Here is a 14970-nt window from a genome sequence, read left to right as displayed (position 1 = left end):
GCGCGCGGCGGTGCGCTGTCAGCGGCACCTGACCGGCCGGCTCGCACTTGCTCCCGAGCCACCGCGGCTACGACCACCTGGGCGCCGCGCCGACCGCCCGCGGCTTCGTCGCGGTGTCCATCAGCGCGAACAGCATCGACCAACCAGACGTCCGTCGACCACGGCCACCGCGCCCGGCCGACCAACGAACACCTGCGGCAGCGGCAGCGGCAGCGGCAGCGGCAGCGGCAGCAGTTGACCACCGCCGGGCGCGGCCCGCCGACCGGCTGCTTCGGTCGCGAGTGTTCGGGTCGCGCCAGCTGACGATCGGGGGGATGAGGTCGTACAGCGCGATGGTCCGGCCCTCCCGCGGGAATGGTTCAGCGGGGTGTCCTGACATAGGTGTACGGGGCGCACACGTATGTGCTGTGGTGATCTGCGGCACGCAGGGCGGCAGTGAGGCGCTCGCGCGGTTTGAGGCCGAGATCGGCGGTGGCGTGCAGGGCACCGAGAGCCAGGTCGTCCCCGGAGCCCACCGCGGCATATCCCTCGACGGGCTCACCGACTTGATAGTCGGAATGGATCTCGAAGAGACGGCCCTGGATGCCGACGAGGAAGACGCCCGCCTGTTCCTGCTCGGAGTCCTTACGAGCCCATCCACCGTCCTTGAGGCAGGCTCGGACGGCGTTGATGAAGCGCGTGGCCATGAAACGGTCGAGGTCGCCCTCGGGGTGCGGGGCCTCGAACGCGTAGTGCAGGAGCTGGCCCATACGGAATGAGGATGTGAACCCAAGTACATAGGGACCGTTGGTGAAGACCTTCGGGTCGCGGCGGATCGTGAGCTGCGACCCGCTGCTGCCTGCGGAGTCTCCGGCGAGGTGGACTCGCCCGCGGTGGACCAGGCCGACGATGACGGTCAAGTCACCACCTCCAGGGACTCGTTGGGTACTTGTCGTCCCGCATGGACCCGTTCTGCCCCCTGCCCGGGCGGAGCTACCACTTCCGCAAGGAGAGCCGAGGGAGCGTCGACGAGGGTGCGAAGGCCGCGGGTGCTGTGCCATCGGTGGTGCGTGGAGCCGACGCCGGCCGGACCGACCCGACCGTGGGCCGGTTGTCCCGGCCGAACCCCACGGACCGACGGAACTCGGCCCGCCGACACTCCAGGAGGTCGACGAGTCGGCGGACACGGTCGAGCGCGACCGGCCTCACGTCATCGCGCGAGTCGGCTCTACGGGATTCAGCCACCGAAGCGTCGTACATCGTGGCGGGACGACGGCAGAGGGCACTGCCGATGCGATCGGCCCAAAGGACCCTCCCGTCTGTTCATGCCTCTCCGGTTCCAACTGCCGGCGCCCCCGCTGCGGTCCACGGACAGCGTCCGCGACGCGAGCCGTGCCTCGCCCCCGGCGCCCGCCAACCCTCTTGCCCTCGGCACAGCACCCACTTAGCCTGATTTTGTGCCGCAAATAAACAAACCCCGAACGCACAACGCCGTGCCGGGCACCCCCACCGACCTCGCCCGGCTCCGAGCCGTCATCACCGCCTTCTTCGCCCTCGACGGCTTCATCTTCGCCGGCTGGGTCGTCCGCATCCCCGCCATCAAGCACCAGACCGGCGCCACCGCCGGCACCCTCGGCCTCGCCCTCCTCGGCGTCTCCGCCGGCGCCGTCATCACCATGATGCTCACCGGCCGCCTCTGCCACCGCTACGGCAACCACCAAGTCACCGTCGCCTGCGCCGTGTTGCTCTCCCTCAGCGTCTCCCTCCCCCCGCTCACCCACTCCGCACTCACCCTCGGCCTCGTCCTGCTGATCTTCGGCGCGGCCTACGGAGGGATCAACGTCGCGTTCAACAGCGCGGCGGTAGACCTGGTCAGGGCCATGCGGCGGCCCATCATGCCCAGCTTCCACGCCGCGTTCAGCCTCGGCGGCATGGTCGGCGCCGGACTCGGCGGACTCGTCGCCGGAGCACTCACCCCCACACAGCACCTCTTCGGCCTCACCGTGATCGGCCTGCTCGTCACCGCCCTGATCGGCCGCCCCCTGCTCCGCCTCCAGCCCCCGGCACCGCACGAGGGCCCACCGACCCGCTCACCGGCCGACTCACGGACGGACCGAGCCCGCTGCACGCCAACCGACGCACCATCAGATCAATTGCCCTGCACCACAATTGACATACCGTCAGACCCACCACCCCACTCACCAACCGACTCGCCCAAGCACTCCCCTCACACCCAACCCCAATCCCCACCCCGCCGCCTCAACCCCCGCACCCGCGGCCTCGTCATCACCTTCGGCCTGATCGCCCTGTGCACCGCCTTCGGCGAAGGCGCCCTCGCCGACTGGAGTGCCCTGCATCTGCAGCAGGACCTCGACGCCAGTGCCGGCGCCGCCGCCATCGGCTACTCCTGCTTCGCGCTGGCCATGACCGCCGGCCGGCTCAGCGGTACCCGGCTGCTCGAACGCCTCGGCCGGACCCGCACCCTCGTGTCCGGCGGCACGACCGCCGCCGTCGGCATGCTGCTCGGAGCGCTCGCGCCCACCCTGTGGGCGGCCGTCCTCGGCTTCGTGATCACCGGGCTCGGCCTCGCCAACCTCTTCCCCGTCGCCGTCGAACGCGCCGGCACCCTCGCCGGCCCCGACGGAGTCGCCATCGCCTCCACCCTCGGCTACGGCGGCATGCTCCTGGGACCGCCCGCCATCGGCTTCATGGCGGAGTGGTACTCGCTCCCCGCCGCCCTCACCAGCGTGGCGGTGCTGGCCGCCACCGCGGCCCTCATCGGATTCCTCACCCGGCACGCGGCAGAACGTTGACTCCTGTTCACCTGAGGTGGCAAACAAGCCAACGGGCGGCCGAACAAAGGTGGTTGGGACCGGCGAGGCGCATGAGTCGAGCCGTGGGGGAATAACGTGGGCCTCCACGACCGGTGTTCGACGGTTTCGTGGCTCTCACCACGTACACACAGGAGTGACCATGACGGACGAGACAGCGAACTCCCAGCAGGAAGCGCTCTCCAAGTTCGACACGACGGTGCCGCAGTCTGCCCGGATCTGGAATTACTGGCTTGGGGGCAAAGACAACTACGAAGTGGACCGCGTCGCGGGCGACGCCTTCCGCGAGATCTTCCCCGGTATCGAGACAGGGGCCCGCGCCGCCCGCTACTTCCTCGCCCGCGCCGTCCGTCACCTGGCCGCCGAGGAAGGCATCCGGCAGTTCCTGGACATCGGCACCGGACTGCCCAACGTGGACAACACCCACGAGATCGCCCAGCGGGTGGCACCCGAGAGCCGCATCGTCTACGTCGACAACGACCCGTTGGTGCTGGCACACGCCCGCGCCCTGCTCACCAGCACCGAGGAAGGCGTCACCAACTACGTCGACGCCGACCTGCGCGACCCGGACACCATCGTGCGGGAGGCCGCGAAGACGCTGGACTTCGACCAGCCCGTCGCCCTCATGCTGATGGGCATCCTGGGCCACATCGAGGACTACGACGAGGCCCGCTCGATCGTGCGGCGACTGGTGGAGGCCCTGCCCGCCGGCAGCTATCTCGTGCAGTACGACAGCACCGACACGAGCGAGGCCTACGTCGACGCCATCCGGCAGTACAACGAGGGCGGTTCGATCCCGTACATCCTGCGCAGCCCCGAGCAGATCGCGGGCTTCTTCGAGGGTCTGGAACTGCTCGAACCGGGCGTGGCGTCGTGCTCGCGCTGGCGTCCCGACGACAGTGCCTGGGGCCTGCCCGCGGAGGTGCACCAGTACGGCGGCGTAGCCCTCAAGCGCTGACCCCCGGCCCGCGCCCGGCCCACGTCCCGGCTCAGGTCTCCTGAAGGATGCGATGCAGGATCGTCGGGGTCTCCTCCGGCGATTCCGCTTCGACCACCAGGCGGTTCATGACGTCCCAGTAGCACTCGATCTCGTTCGGCCGGTCGGGGTAGAGGGCGGTGACGCGCTGTTCGAGGTAGACCATGTCGGGCAGTCGGCCGCCGGGCAGTCGCAGAATGGTCACCGGACCGGCTTCCGCGGCGTGGCCGCCGGCGAGGAACGGCATGATCTGGACGGTGACTTGGGGGAGTCGGCAGATCTCGATGAGATGCCTGAGCTGGGCGCGCATCGTGCGGATGCCGCCCACCGGGCGGCGCAGTGCCGCCTCGTCGATCACGGCCCAGAGCTGCGCCGCCGGCCGGCGGCGCAGGATCCGCTGACGGGTCATCCGCAGCATGACCCGCCGGTCGAGCTCCTCCCCGCGAGCGTCCGCGTGGGCGAGCCGGAGGGAGGCGCGCGCGTAGTCGGGGGTCTGCAGCAACTGGGGAACACGCTGGACCTCGAAGCAGCGGATGAGGCTCGCCGCCTGTTCGGCTCCGAGGTAGGCCTGCGTCCAGGTGGGCACCACGTCGTTGAAGTACTGCCACCAGGCAGGGGCGTTGGCCTCTTCGGCCAGGGCCAGCAGGGTGGCGCGCTCGGCCTCGTCCCGGACGCCGTAGAGCGTGAGCAGGTCGGTCACGTCACGGAGTTTGAATCCGTGCCGGCCGGCCTCCAGTCGGCTGATCTTGGACCGGGAGGCGCGGATGACCTCACCCGCGGCCGTGCGGGAGATGGTCCGCGCTTCGCGCAGTTCGCGCAGCCGTGCGCCCAGTAGGAGACGCGGCACCGTGGGGCCGGCCGAGCGGCTGTCCAGGAGCGCGCTGTCGGGCGGTGTGGTTAAGACCTCTTCGGAACCCATGGTCGATCTCCCTGCGGTGCACGCGACGTTGTGTGGGGACGAACGCTACGGCCAGTCATCTTAAGGGCTCTTGGCTGTCAACTCGGCGCGCTCAAGAGTTTGCTTTCCTATACGATTTCTTGGATCAACAGGTGTTTCGAAGGCCGGGGATGCTCCCATTACCGCCCGCTGTTGCCGCAGGCCTTGACGCACACGGGTTCCTGCCCCACGATCGCCGCATCGATTTCCTATTTGATTTGGCAGGGATAGGGCATGCGCTTCCCAACCAGATCCGTCCTGCCCGGAGTTGTCGCTGTCGTGCTGCTCACCGCCGGGACAGCGGCCTGCACCTACCGCAACTCGGGTGCCCAGTCCGGCGGTCAGGCCTCGTCGGCCGCGCGGACGGGCGGCGGCACCGACCTCGTGGACGGCTCCCGGACCAAGGTCGCCCTCGTGCCGGGTGGCGCCCACCCGTATTTCCAGCCCTGGAAGACCGCGGGCGCAGCCGCGAAGAAGACCTACGGACTCGGAGCCGTCGCCTTCGACGAGACGGCGGAGTGGGACCAGCAGAAGCAGAACAATCTGCTGTCCACGCTGGCGGCGCGCGGCTACAACGCGTTCGGGGTGTTCGGTGTCTCCCCCACCGACATCAACTCGACCTTCGCGGACCTCAAGTCGCAGGGCTTCCCGGTGGCTTCGCTCGGTTCCTGCCCGGCCGGCAACAAGGACGAGGCCGACTTCTGTCTCTCCACGGACGTCCAACTCGCCGCCTACAAAGCCGCGAAGGCGGCGATCGCGGCCATGGGCGGCCACGGCGTCCTGGTCCACCTGACCGGCAACAACGTCGACGCCAATACCCAGTTGAGGATCAAGGGCGTCGCGCGGGCCGTGCAGGAGACGGGCGGCAAGGTGAAGCTCCTGCAGACCATCACCGACATCGACACCGACCTGCAGACCGCGCAGAAGGCGGTGTCCGACCTGATGGCGGCCAAGGGCGACCAGATCACGGGCATCGTCGCCACCGCCTACAACCCCGCCGTCGCCGCCGCCGACGTCGTCAGGACGTCCGGTTCGAAGGCGAAGGTCATCGCCATCGACGACGACGCCAAGATCCTGAGCGGCATCAGACAGGGCACGGTCACGGCCACCGTGGTGCAGAACCCGGTCGGCCAGGCCGAGATCGGGACCTGGGCCCTGGCGCTCCTGCAGACGAAGCAGTGCTCCGTGCGCGATCCCGGCGTACAGGTGGACTCCGGTTCGTTCGTCGTCGACAAGGCGAACGTCTCGGCCTACGACACCGCGCGGCGGGCGAAGACGGCGCAGCTGAAACAGCAGTTCGCCGACAAGATCCTCTCCTGCGGCTGACCCCACCGTCCTTCACCGATACCGAACCCCACGACAGAAATCGGAACCGCCGGATGAGCATCATCACGACCGCGACCGCCAGGCTGGTCGACATCGCCGTCGAACAGGACCGCACCGACGCCGTGCAGTCGTTCGTCAAACAGGAGACGATCCTGGTCGACGTGCAGACGTGGGACGGCGGCACGGGAACCGGCTACTCCTACACCATCGGCACCGGCGGCACATCCGTACTGGCACTGCTGCGCGACCACCTGCTGCCCGCCCTCGTCGGACAGGACGCCCGCAACATCGAGGCGCTGTGGCAGCGGCTGTTCGCGCTGACCCGGGCGACCACCACCGGAGCGATCACCTCGCTCGCCCTCGCCGCCGTGGACACCGCCCTGTGGGATCTGCGCAGCAGGCGGACGGGCGAGCCCCTGTGGCGGCTGGCCGGCGGCCACCGCCAGGAGGTGCCGGTCTACGACACCGAGGGCGGCTGGCTCCATCTGAGCACCGAGGAACTGGTCAAAGGCGCCCTGCGCGCCCAGGAGTCGGGCTGGGCGGGCGTCAAGATCAAGGTGGGCCGGCCGCATCCCGCCGAGGACGCGGAACGGCTGCGTGCCGTGCGCGAGGCCGTCGGCCCCTCGCTGCACATCATGACCGACGCCAACCAGTCGCAGACGGCGTCCTCGGTGCTGCGGCTCGCGGCGGCGCTGGAGCCGTACGACCCGTACTGGCTGGAGGAGCCGCTGCCCGCGGACGACATCAGCGGTCACGCCCGGCTGGCTGCGGCGACCCGTATCCCGGTGGCCGTCGGGGAGTCCATGTACTCGCTGATGCAGTTCCGCTCCTATCTGGAGGCCGGTGCTGCCTCCGTCGTACAGGTGGACGCCGCCCGGATCGGTGGGATCACCCCGTGGCTGAAGGTCGCGCACCTGGCGGAGAGCCACAACGTCATGGTCTGCCCGCACTTCCTGATGGAGCTGCACGTCAGCCTCGCCGCCGCGGTGCCCAACGGCCAATACGTCGAGTACATACCGCAGTTGCGCGCCGTGACCCGGACCGAGCTGACCATCCGTGACGGCATGGCGGTGGCCCCGGACGTGCCGGGAATCGGTATCGACTGGGACCCGGACGCGCTGGACGACCGGAGGGTGGCATGACGACCTCCGTCGGCCCGCCGGACACCGTTCCGGAGGAGCGGGCGGAGCGAACGGCGGGTCACCGCCTGCCGTTCTGGGTCAACCAGCGGCTCGGTCTGCTGCTCCTGGTCGTCGCGCTCAGCGTGCTGTTCGGCACGCTGCGCCCGGCGTTCATGGACCAGCGGCTGGTGCTCTTCCCGCTGCTGCGGGACGTCGCCACCCTGACCGTGGTCGCGCTGGCCCAGATGGTCGCCCTGTCCGTGGGCCACATGAACCTCGCGGTCGGCCGGATGGCCGCCTTCGGCGCGATGTTCGCGGGCCTCGGCTACGACCGTCTCGGTGTCCCCACGCAGGTGGGCCTGCTCCTGTGCCTGGCCGCCGGCGCGGCCATCGGCGCGCTCACCGGCTGGCTGATCGCCCGTACCGGAGTGAGCTCCTTCGTCGTCACCCTGGCGATGGACTTCGCGCTGCTGGGCCTGGTGTCCCTGCTCTACTCGGCGCTCACCGACGACGCCGCCTTCACCACCCACCCGTCCGGCATCGACGCCCTGCGCTCCTACTCACTGGCCGACATCTGCGCGGGCCCGATCTGCGGCTCCCCCGCCGTACCGCAGATCGCCCAGTTCACCGTCCTCGCCATGCTCGGCCTCGGCTTCCTCTACGGCAGTACGCGCATCGGCCGCGAACTGCTGCTCACCGGCGCGAACCCGGCCGCCGCCGAGCTGTCCGGCATCCCCACCGGGCGCCGGATCCTGCTCGCGCACACGCTCTCCGGACTGCTCGCCGCGCTCGCCGGGTTCATGGCGGCGGCCGGCACGGGTACGTTCCGCGCCTCCATCGGCGACGACTTCATGCTGCCCTCCTTCCTCGGCGCGGTGCTCGGCGGCACCCTGCTCACCGGCGGGGTGGTGTCGGTGCTCGGCACGCTGCTGGGCACCTCCCTGGTCGGTGTGATCCGCAAGGGCCTCGATCTGCTCGGTGTCGGCCTGGAGAGCCTGAACATCTACCTCGGCTGTGTCCTGCTGCTGGCCCTGTCGGCCGACCGGATCCGCGCCGTGCTGTCCTATCGCAAGGTGGTGCGCTCCACATGAACCGCCTGAACACCCTGCAAGGTCAGGGGAGTTGGGCCGCCGGGGCGCTGCGCCGGTTCTCCCGTTCCACAGCGGCGATGCTGCTCGGCGTGGTCGTGGCCGGATATGTGGCACTGGGCATCGCCTCGTCGGGCGCCTTCTTCGAGGGCCCCTCGGTACGGGTCTTCCTCCAATACCTGGCCACCCCCATCCTCATCGGCCTGGCCCAGATGGTGGCGCTGTGCGTGGGTCAACTCAACCTCGCCGTAGGCGCCTTGGGCGGTTTCACCGCCTGTCTGACGGGCGTCCTCATGGCCGACCACGGTGTACCCGCCGAAGTCGCCGTGCTCGTGGGCCTGTTGACCGCGACGGCCATCGGCCTGGCGACCGGTGTCGTCATCGTCGCCACGCAGATCAACGGGTTCATCGTCACCCTCGCCACGATGACGATCCTCCTGGGCGCGCAGTACCGGCTCACCGGCACCCGTACCGTCGACGGCTACTCGCGCACCCTGCGCGACCTCGGCACGTCGGCGCCGCTTAACATCCCGCTCGTCTTCGTCACCGCGCTGGTCGCGGCGGCGGCGCTGGCCGCGTTCATGTACCGCACGGTCGCGGGCCGCCGGCTCCCCGCCGCGGGCGGCAACCCCCTCGCGGCCCGGCTGTCCGGTATCTCCACCGACCGGCAGATCGTGGTCGCGCACACCCTGTCCGGGCTGCTGGTCGGCGTGGCCGCGGTCACGGCGACGGCCTCGCTGCCGGGCGTCAACCGCAGCGTCGGCGGCGACTGGCTGCTGCCGAGCTTCGCCGCGCCGATCATCGGTGGCGTGGCGCTCACCGGGGGTTCCGTCGCGGTGTTCGGAACCGTGCTGGCGGCCTTCGTGACACGGCTCATCGACGCGGCGCGGGCGCAGTTCTCGCTGGACCCGAGCTGGGTGAACCTCCTCATCGGCCTGGTCGTGCTCGGTACGGTCGCCGGTGGCCGGCTGCACCAGACGCGCCTGGAGAAGAGCCCGCAGTCACCAACTGCCCTGCCGGAGCCGGGAGGTGCCCGTTGAACACCGTCCTTCTCGAATGCCACGACCTGGTCAAGGTCTTCCCCGGTGTGCGGGCGCTGGACGGTGTGGGGCTGCGGCTGACCGCCGGCAGTGTGCACGCGCTCCTCGGTGAGAACGGCGCCGGCAAGTCCACCCTCATCAAGGTCCTGACCGGGGTGCACTCCCCCGACGGCGGCACCCTCACCTGGTGCGGCGAACAGGTGCAGCTCCGCTCGCCGTTGGAGGCGACCCGTACCGGTATCGGTGTCGTCCACCAGGAACGCAATCTGATCCCGGGCTTCTCGGTGGCGGAGAACATCACCCTGCAGAACCCTCCCTCGCACCGTGGGCTGGTCGACCGCGAGGCCATGACCGCACCGGCCGCGGCCTGCCTCGCGGAGCTGGGAGTCGACCTCGACCCCCGGCAACCGGTACGTGAACTCTCCGTCGCCCAGCAGCAGTTGGTGGAGATAGCCAAGGCCCTCCACACCGATAGCCGGGTGCTGCTGCTGGACGAACCCACCGCTTCCCTCTCCCCGCAGGAGACGGAGCGCCTCTTCGAGGTGATCCGGCGACTGGCCGGGCGGGGTGCCTGCGTGGTCTTCGTCAGCCACAAGCTGGAGGAGGTCTTCGCGGTCTGCGACACGGTCACCGTGCTGCGCGACGGGAAGTCGGTACTGGAGTCCTCGCCCCTCCCCGATCACACCCACGACGACATCGTCGGCCTCATGGTGGGCCGCGCCCACACGGCGACGGAGCTGCGCCCGCGCACGGTCGACCGCTCCGCCGTCCCGGCTCTCGTACTGGACTCGGTGTCCACGGCCGGCGGCCACCGTGACATCGGTCTGGAGGTCCTGCCCGGGGAGATCGTCGGCCTGTACGGCCTGGTCGGCGCCGGGCGCAGCGAGTTGGTGAAGGCGGTGCTCGGCCTGGACCGCATCACCGGCGGCGAGGTCCGCGTGCACGGCACGCCTGTCCGCATCAGCTCACCCCGCCAGGCCCTGCACGAGTTCGGCATCGGATACGTCACCGAGAACCGCAAGGAGGAGGGCGTCTTTCTGGAGCAGCCCGTCGTCCGCAACATCACGGTGACGGTGTGGAAGCGGCTCGCCAGGGCCCTCGGGTTCGTGTCCGCCCGTGAGGAGCGCGACACCGCCCAGGATCTCGTCGACCGGCTCGGCATCCGGGTCTCGGGGCTCCAGCAGAACGCCGGTGAGCTCTCGGGCGGGAACCAGCAGAAGGTCAGCCTCGCCAAGTGGCTTGCCGCGGACACCAAGTTGCTCGTCATCGACGAACCGACGGTGGGCGTCGACGTCCGTACCAAGCGGGCATTCCACGAACTGATCTGGGACCTGGCCGCCGACGGCCTGCCCATCCTCCTCATCAGCAGCGACCTCGCGGAGATGGTCACCCTCGCCGACCGCATCGTCGTCATGACGGACCACCGCGTGCGCGGCGAGGTCGACAACGACCGGGACTACGACCGTGTGAGCGGCCGGGTGATCCGGCTGATCCACGACCGCGACGCGGTGCGCTCATGAAGCGCGTGGCCCAGGTCGTCGCCGTACTTCCGGAAAAGCTCGACGAGTACCGGGAGTTGCACCGCAGGGTGCCGGAGCCGGTCCTGAACCGGCTCCGGCGCTGCCACATCGCCAACTACTCGATCCATCTGCTCGGCGATCGGCTGTTCGCCTACTTCGAGTACCACGGCGACGATCTGGCGGCGGACCTGGCACTCATGGCCGCGGACGAGGCGACCCAGGAGTGGTGGCGCCTCACCGCGCCCTGTCAGGTGCCGGTTCCGGAGGCGGCCCCCGGCGCGTGGTGGGCCACGGCGGAGCAGGTGTTCCTCATGGAGTAGCCGGCTCGTCGTCGCCGTGGTACTCGATCTGCCGCTCCAGACTCCGGGTGACGTGCTCCGTCATCGCCTCGGCCGCCCGCTCGGGGTTGCGGCGCAGGATCGCGCGGACGATCCGTTCGTGCTCCGCGGCAGTCGGGCCCTCGGCACCGACCACCTTGCTGAGCCGGAAGATATGGAGATGGGCGTGGAGTCGTTCCACCGCGTCCGCGAGCAGCGGCCGGTGCGTGGCCTGTCCGATCGCCTCGTGGAAACGCTGGTCGAGAGCGGCGAAGTCGCGGTAGGACGCGTACGGACCCTCGGGGTTCGGGTGGGTCTGCAGTTCCTCGACGATCCGCTCAAGGCCGTCGAGTTCCACCTCGGTGGCGTTCACCGCGGCCAGCGCGGCTGCCCTGGGTTCCAACAGCAGCCGCATCTCGAAGAGTTCCTCAAGACCCTGGCGGGTCAGCAACTGCGTGGCCCGGTATCCGGAGAGCGCGCGCTTCACGACCAGGCCCTCGGACTCCAGCCGGGCCAGCGCCTCCCGGACGGGGGTCGGCGAGACCTTGAGCGTGCGGGCCAGCGCCTCGATGCCGACACGTGCGCCGGGGGCGATCTCGTGGTCCATGACCATCGCCTTGATGCTCTCGTACACGCTGTCCGAGAGTGCCAGCCGGACGGGCGGCACACTCACCTCGTCGCCTTCGTCCGGAACCCCGGCCGCGGAAGGACTGTGCGGCGGCATCCCCACTCCCCCTCAAGGCTCGGCGTATCGGCCCAGTTTAGCCAGGTGGGCGAAGCGGGCCGCCGTCGGCGGCACACCTCGGTTCCGGTGCCGGGCGGCTGTCAGCCCGCCTCCGCCGGAACCGCCGCTCCCTCGCTCTTCTCGGCCAGGTCGAGGCTGCTATGCAGGCTGACCGGCTTCAGCAGGATCGCGGCGATCACCGCGAGCAGGGCCGCGCCGGCGGAGAGCAGGAAGATCTGTGCCGTGGCGTCTCCGTAGGCGACACGGACGATCTCCCGCACCGCGGCAGCGTCCGTTCCGGTGCCGGTACTCCGCAGTCCCGCGTCGGCGAGACCGTGCGCGATCTGGTCCTGGACGTGCCGGGCCAGTACGGCGCCGAGCACGGAGACACCGATCGTGCCGCCGAGCGAACGGAAGAAGGACACCGTGGAGCTGGCCGCGCCGATGTCCTTCAGCGGCACGGTGTTCTGCACGACGAGCACCAGGTTCTGCAGCGTCATCCCGACGCCCATCCCGACGCAGAGCATCTCCACGCTCAGCAGGAGGACGGGCGTCCTGGAGTCGAGGGTGCCGAGACCGGCGAAGCCGACCGTGAGCAGAACGGCGCCGGTGATGATGAACGGCTTGATCTTCCCGGTCCTGCTGATCAGCCGGCCCGCGACCGTGGAGGCGACGAGGATGCCGGCCATCATCGGAATGGTCAGCAGACCCGCTTCGGTCGGACTGTGCCCACGGCTGAGCTGGAAGTACTGACTGAGGAAGACGGCGGCACCGAACATCGCCGTACCGACGGCGAGGCTGCCGACGATCGCCAGGGCGGTCGTCCGCTGTCGCACGATGCCGAGCGGTACGACGGGTTCGGCGGCCCGCGACTCCACCCACACGGCGAGGGCGATCAGCACCAGCCCGCCGCCCACCATTGCCCCGGTCTGCCAGGAGGCCCAGCCGAAGGAGTTGTCGACGAAGGACACCCACACCAGCAGCACACTGACTCCGGCGGCGATCAGGGTCGCCCCCAGGTAGTCGATCCTGACGTTCTCACGGCGGATGACGGGAAGGTTCAGCGTCCGCTGGAGCAGGAACAGGGATACGGCGGCGATCGGCACGCCGATGAAGAAGCACCACCGCCACCCCAGCCACGAGGTGTCGACGACGACCCCGCCGAGCAGCGGTCCGCCGATGGTCGAGGTCGCCGTGACACTGCTCAGGTAGCCGCTGTAGCGACCGCGCTCGCGGGGCGGGATCATCGCCGCCAGGGATATCTGGACGAGGGCCTGAACACCACCCACGCCGACGCCTTGCAGAGCCCGTGAGGCGATGAGCTGCCCCGCGGTCTGACTGATCCCCGAGGCCACGGCGCCCAGCACGAACACGGCGATGGACGCCTGCACGAGGGCCTTCTTGCTGAACAGGTCGGCGAGCTTGCCCCAGATCGGTGTCGTCGCCGTGGTGGTGAGGAGGGTCGCGGTGACGACCCACGTGTACTGGGTCTGCGATCCGTGCACCGCCCCGATGATCTTCGGCAGCGCGCTGGAGACGACCGTACTGCTGAGGGTCGACACAAACAGCGCGAGGAGCAGCCCGCTGAGCGCCTTCAGCACCTTCCGGCGGGCCGCGGGGGACGTGTCCGCGGGACTCGACTCGTTCACTGCCGTACTCATCCGACGAACCCCCAGCGACCAGCTCGCTATACACCGCGTATAGCGAAATCGCTTCACCATACATGGCGTACAGCGGCGGGAAACAGGACCGCCAAAGCCCCCGTCACTCCACGTGAGCACGCTTGACATGGGCTCGTTGTCGATTCGACAGTGTCGGGCGTGACATCCTCCACGGCACGACCGGCCGGGCATCCGCTTCGCGTGCTGTGCGAATCGCTGGAGTCCCGGCTCGACGAGTTCAGCATCGAACTCACCGACGACATCAGACGCGAGATCCCCTCGTACGCGGCGCTGCCGCTCGCCGAGCAGCGCCGCACGGTGCGGGTCCGCCTCGGCTACGTGCTGCGTGGCCTCGCCCTCGATGTGGAACCGACGGCCGAAGACCTGCTGGAGGTGCAGTCCGCGTCCCGCAGAAGGGCGTACTACGGCCTGCCCGTTCAGGACGTGCTCGCGACCTTCCATCTCGTCTCCCGCCGGCTGTGGGACGAGCTGCGGGCCGTGGCGCGCGGTACGGCGGCCAAGGACACCGCGATCGAGCTGGTCGCGCCGCTGTGGCTGTGGGTCCAGGCGATGAGCGGTGTCGTCGCGGACGTCTACGCGGACGAGGCCGGGGCACGGTACGGGCGCGAGGCCGGACTGCGCCAACGCCTCCTGGAACTCCTCCGCACCGGTGGGGCACCCCGCGAGCACACCGCCGAGATCGCCCGTGAACTGGGCTTCGACCCGGACGGCGAGTTCCAGGCCCTGTGCACGACGGCCGCCGTGTGGGCCGCGGAAGGGCGCCTCGGACTGTTGCAGCGTGCGGCGCAGCAGGTCGCCGGCAAGGTCTCCTGCGGCCTGAGCGGTGAACTGATGGTCGCCATCACACAGCGAAGCGACCCGGCCGACCTCGTCACCCGCGTGATCAGGCTGGGAGGCGACGACGCACTCGTGGGCGTCGGCCTCGTACGGCCCGGGCTGGCCGGCGCGGAGATGAGCATCAGCGATGCCGAGCGCGCCCTCGTGGTCGCCGAACAGGGCGGCCGTGCGACGTCGTTCGAGGACGCCTGGCTGCGGGCGAGCCTCGTCGACAGCCGGGACCGGCTGCTTCCCCTGTTCGCCGATGTCCGCCGGGTCGCGGGCGAGCAGCCCCAACTGGCCGAAACGGTCCTCGCGTTCGCCAACGCCGGGCTGTCGCTCGCACACGCCGCCGACGCGCTGCGGATCCACCCCAACACGGTGGCCTACCGGCTCGGCCAGTGGCACAAGCTCACCGGCACCGACCCGCGCACCTTCGACGGCCTGCTGCGCTCCTTCGTCGGCATCACGAGCTGACCTCGACTGTGGAATCCACAGAGAACCGCCCGATCACTCCATGATCACGCCGAAGACCGGCCACCGCGCGATTCCTACACTCCGTAGTTGATGACGTGCCGCGCTCAGGGCACCTCATGAACAATGGAATGGATCA

13 protein-coding genes are annotated in these 14970 nt (G+C 69.7%); 9 read left to right on the top strand and 4 right to left on the bottom strand.

Annotated features, from left to right (window positions below):
- Positions 1 to 359: 359 nt before the first annotated feature.
- Positions 360 to 899 carry a hypothetical protein gene (locus R6V09_RS08480; protein WP_317880739.1) on the bottom strand — a complete coding sequence of 180 codons (540 nt, stop codon included), beginning with the start codon at positions 897 to 899 and terminating at the stop codon, positions 360 to 362.
- A 573-nt stretch (positions 900 to 1472) separates the two neighbouring features.
- On the opposite strand from R6V09_RS08480, the gene R6V09_RS08475 reads away from it, so the two are divergent.
- Together R6V09_RS08475 and R6V09_RS08470 are read left to right on the top strand one after the other, a co-directional pair.
- Positions 1473 to 2792, top strand: a complete 1320-nt coding sequence (locus tag R6V09_RS08475) for an MFS transporter (RefSeq protein ID WP_317880738.1) — start codon at positions 1473 to 1475, stop codon at positions 2790 to 2792.
- A 160-nt stretch (positions 2793 to 2952) separates the two neighbouring features.
- Complete coding sequence (locus tag R6V09_RS08470; RefSeq protein WP_317880737.1) at positions 2953 to 3768, top strand: SAM-dependent methyltransferase; 816 nt, start codon at positions 2953 to 2955, stop codon at positions 3766 to 3768.
- Between the two features lie 31 nt (positions 3769 to 3799).
- Here R6V09_RS08470 and R6V09_RS08465 read toward each other — a convergent pair whose 3' ends face one another.
- A complete protein-coding gene (locus R6V09_RS08465; protein ID WP_317880736.1) occupies positions 3800 to 4705 on the bottom strand; it encodes a helix-turn-helix domain-containing protein in 906 nt (301 codons plus the stop codon).
- A gap of 252 nt (positions 4706 to 4957) precedes the next feature.
- Between R6V09_RS08465 and R6V09_RS08460 the strand changes: the two genes are divergently transcribed.
- Genes R6V09_RS08460 through R6V09_RS08435 form a run of 6 tightly spaced genes read left to right on the top strand, consistent with a single transcriptional unit; the run spans position 4958 to position 11138 of the window.
- Positions 4958 to 6049 carry a sugar ABC transporter substrate-binding protein gene (locus tag R6V09_RS08460; protein WP_317880735.1) on the top strand — a complete coding sequence of 364 codons (1092 nt, stop codon included), beginning with the start codon at positions 4958 to 4960 and terminating at the stop codon, positions 6047 to 6049.
- Between the two features lie 53 nt (positions 6050 to 6102).
- Positions 6103 to 7191, top strand: coding sequence for a mandelate racemase/muconate lactonizing enzyme family protein (locus R6V09_RS08455; RefSeq protein ID WP_317880734.1), 1089 nt, complete (start codon positions 6103 to 6105; stop codon positions 7189 to 7191).
- On the top strand, positions 7188 to 8261 hold the full coding sequence (locus R6V09_RS08450; RefSeq protein ID WP_317880733.1) for an ABC transporter permease: 1074 nt from the start codon (positions 7188 to 7190) through the stop codon (positions 8259 to 8261). The genes R6V09_RS08455 and R6V09_RS08450 overlap by 4 nt, the downstream gene beginning before the upstream one ends.
- Entirely contained in the window at positions 8258 to 9298 is a 1041-nt protein-coding gene (locus tag R6V09_RS08445) for an ABC transporter permease (protein WP_317880732.1), read from the top strand. The genes R6V09_RS08450 and R6V09_RS08445 overlap by 4 nt, the downstream gene beginning before the upstream one ends.
- The gene (locus R6V09_RS08440; protein ID WP_317880731.1) at positions 9295 to 10818 is read left to right on the top strand and encodes a sugar ABC transporter ATP-binding protein; all 1524 of its coding nucleotides are present in this window, start codon (positions 9295 to 9297) and stop codon (positions 10816 to 10818) included. The genes R6V09_RS08445 and R6V09_RS08440 overlap by 4 nt, the downstream gene beginning before the upstream one ends.
- A complete protein-coding gene (locus R6V09_RS08435) occupies positions 10815 to 11138 on the top strand; it encodes an L-rhamnose mutarotase (protein WP_317880730.1) in 324 nt (107 codons plus the stop codon). The genes R6V09_RS08440 and R6V09_RS08435 overlap by 4 nt, the downstream gene beginning before the upstream one ends.
- Here the strand turns inward: R6V09_RS08435 and R6V09_RS08430 are convergent.
- Together R6V09_RS08430 and R6V09_RS08425 are read right to left on the bottom strand one after the other, a co-directional pair.
- The gene (locus tag R6V09_RS08430) at positions 11128 to 11859 is read right to left on the bottom strand and encodes a GntR family transcriptional regulator (protein ID WP_317880729.1); all 732 of its coding nucleotides are present in this window, start codon (positions 11857 to 11859) and stop codon (positions 11128 to 11130) included. The genes R6V09_RS08435 and R6V09_RS08430 overlap by 11 nt on opposite strands.
- Before the next feature lie 101 nt (positions 11860 to 11960).
- Entirely contained in the window at positions 11961 to 13520 is a 1560-nt protein-coding gene (locus tag R6V09_RS08425) for an MFS transporter (protein ID WP_317880728.1), read from the bottom strand.
- A gap of 159 nt (positions 13521 to 13679) precedes the next feature.
- Between R6V09_RS08425 and R6V09_RS08420 the strand changes: the two genes are divergently transcribed.
- Positions 13680 to 14834: a PucR family transcriptional regulator gene (locus R6V09_RS08420; protein WP_317880727.1), complete on the top strand. Its 1155-nt coding sequence runs from the start codon at positions 13680 to 13682 to the stop codon at positions 14832 to 14834.
- The last annotated feature ends 136 nt before the right edge of the window (positions 14835 to 14970 follow it).

The organism is Streptomyces sp. W16 (genome assembly GCF_033194735.1).
Lineage (GTDB): Bacteria > Actinomycetota > Actinomycetes > Streptomycetales > Streptomycetaceae > Streptomyces.
Note: the sequence above shows the minus strand (reverse complement) of the source record. Positions and strands in the feature narration are given on the sequence as shown.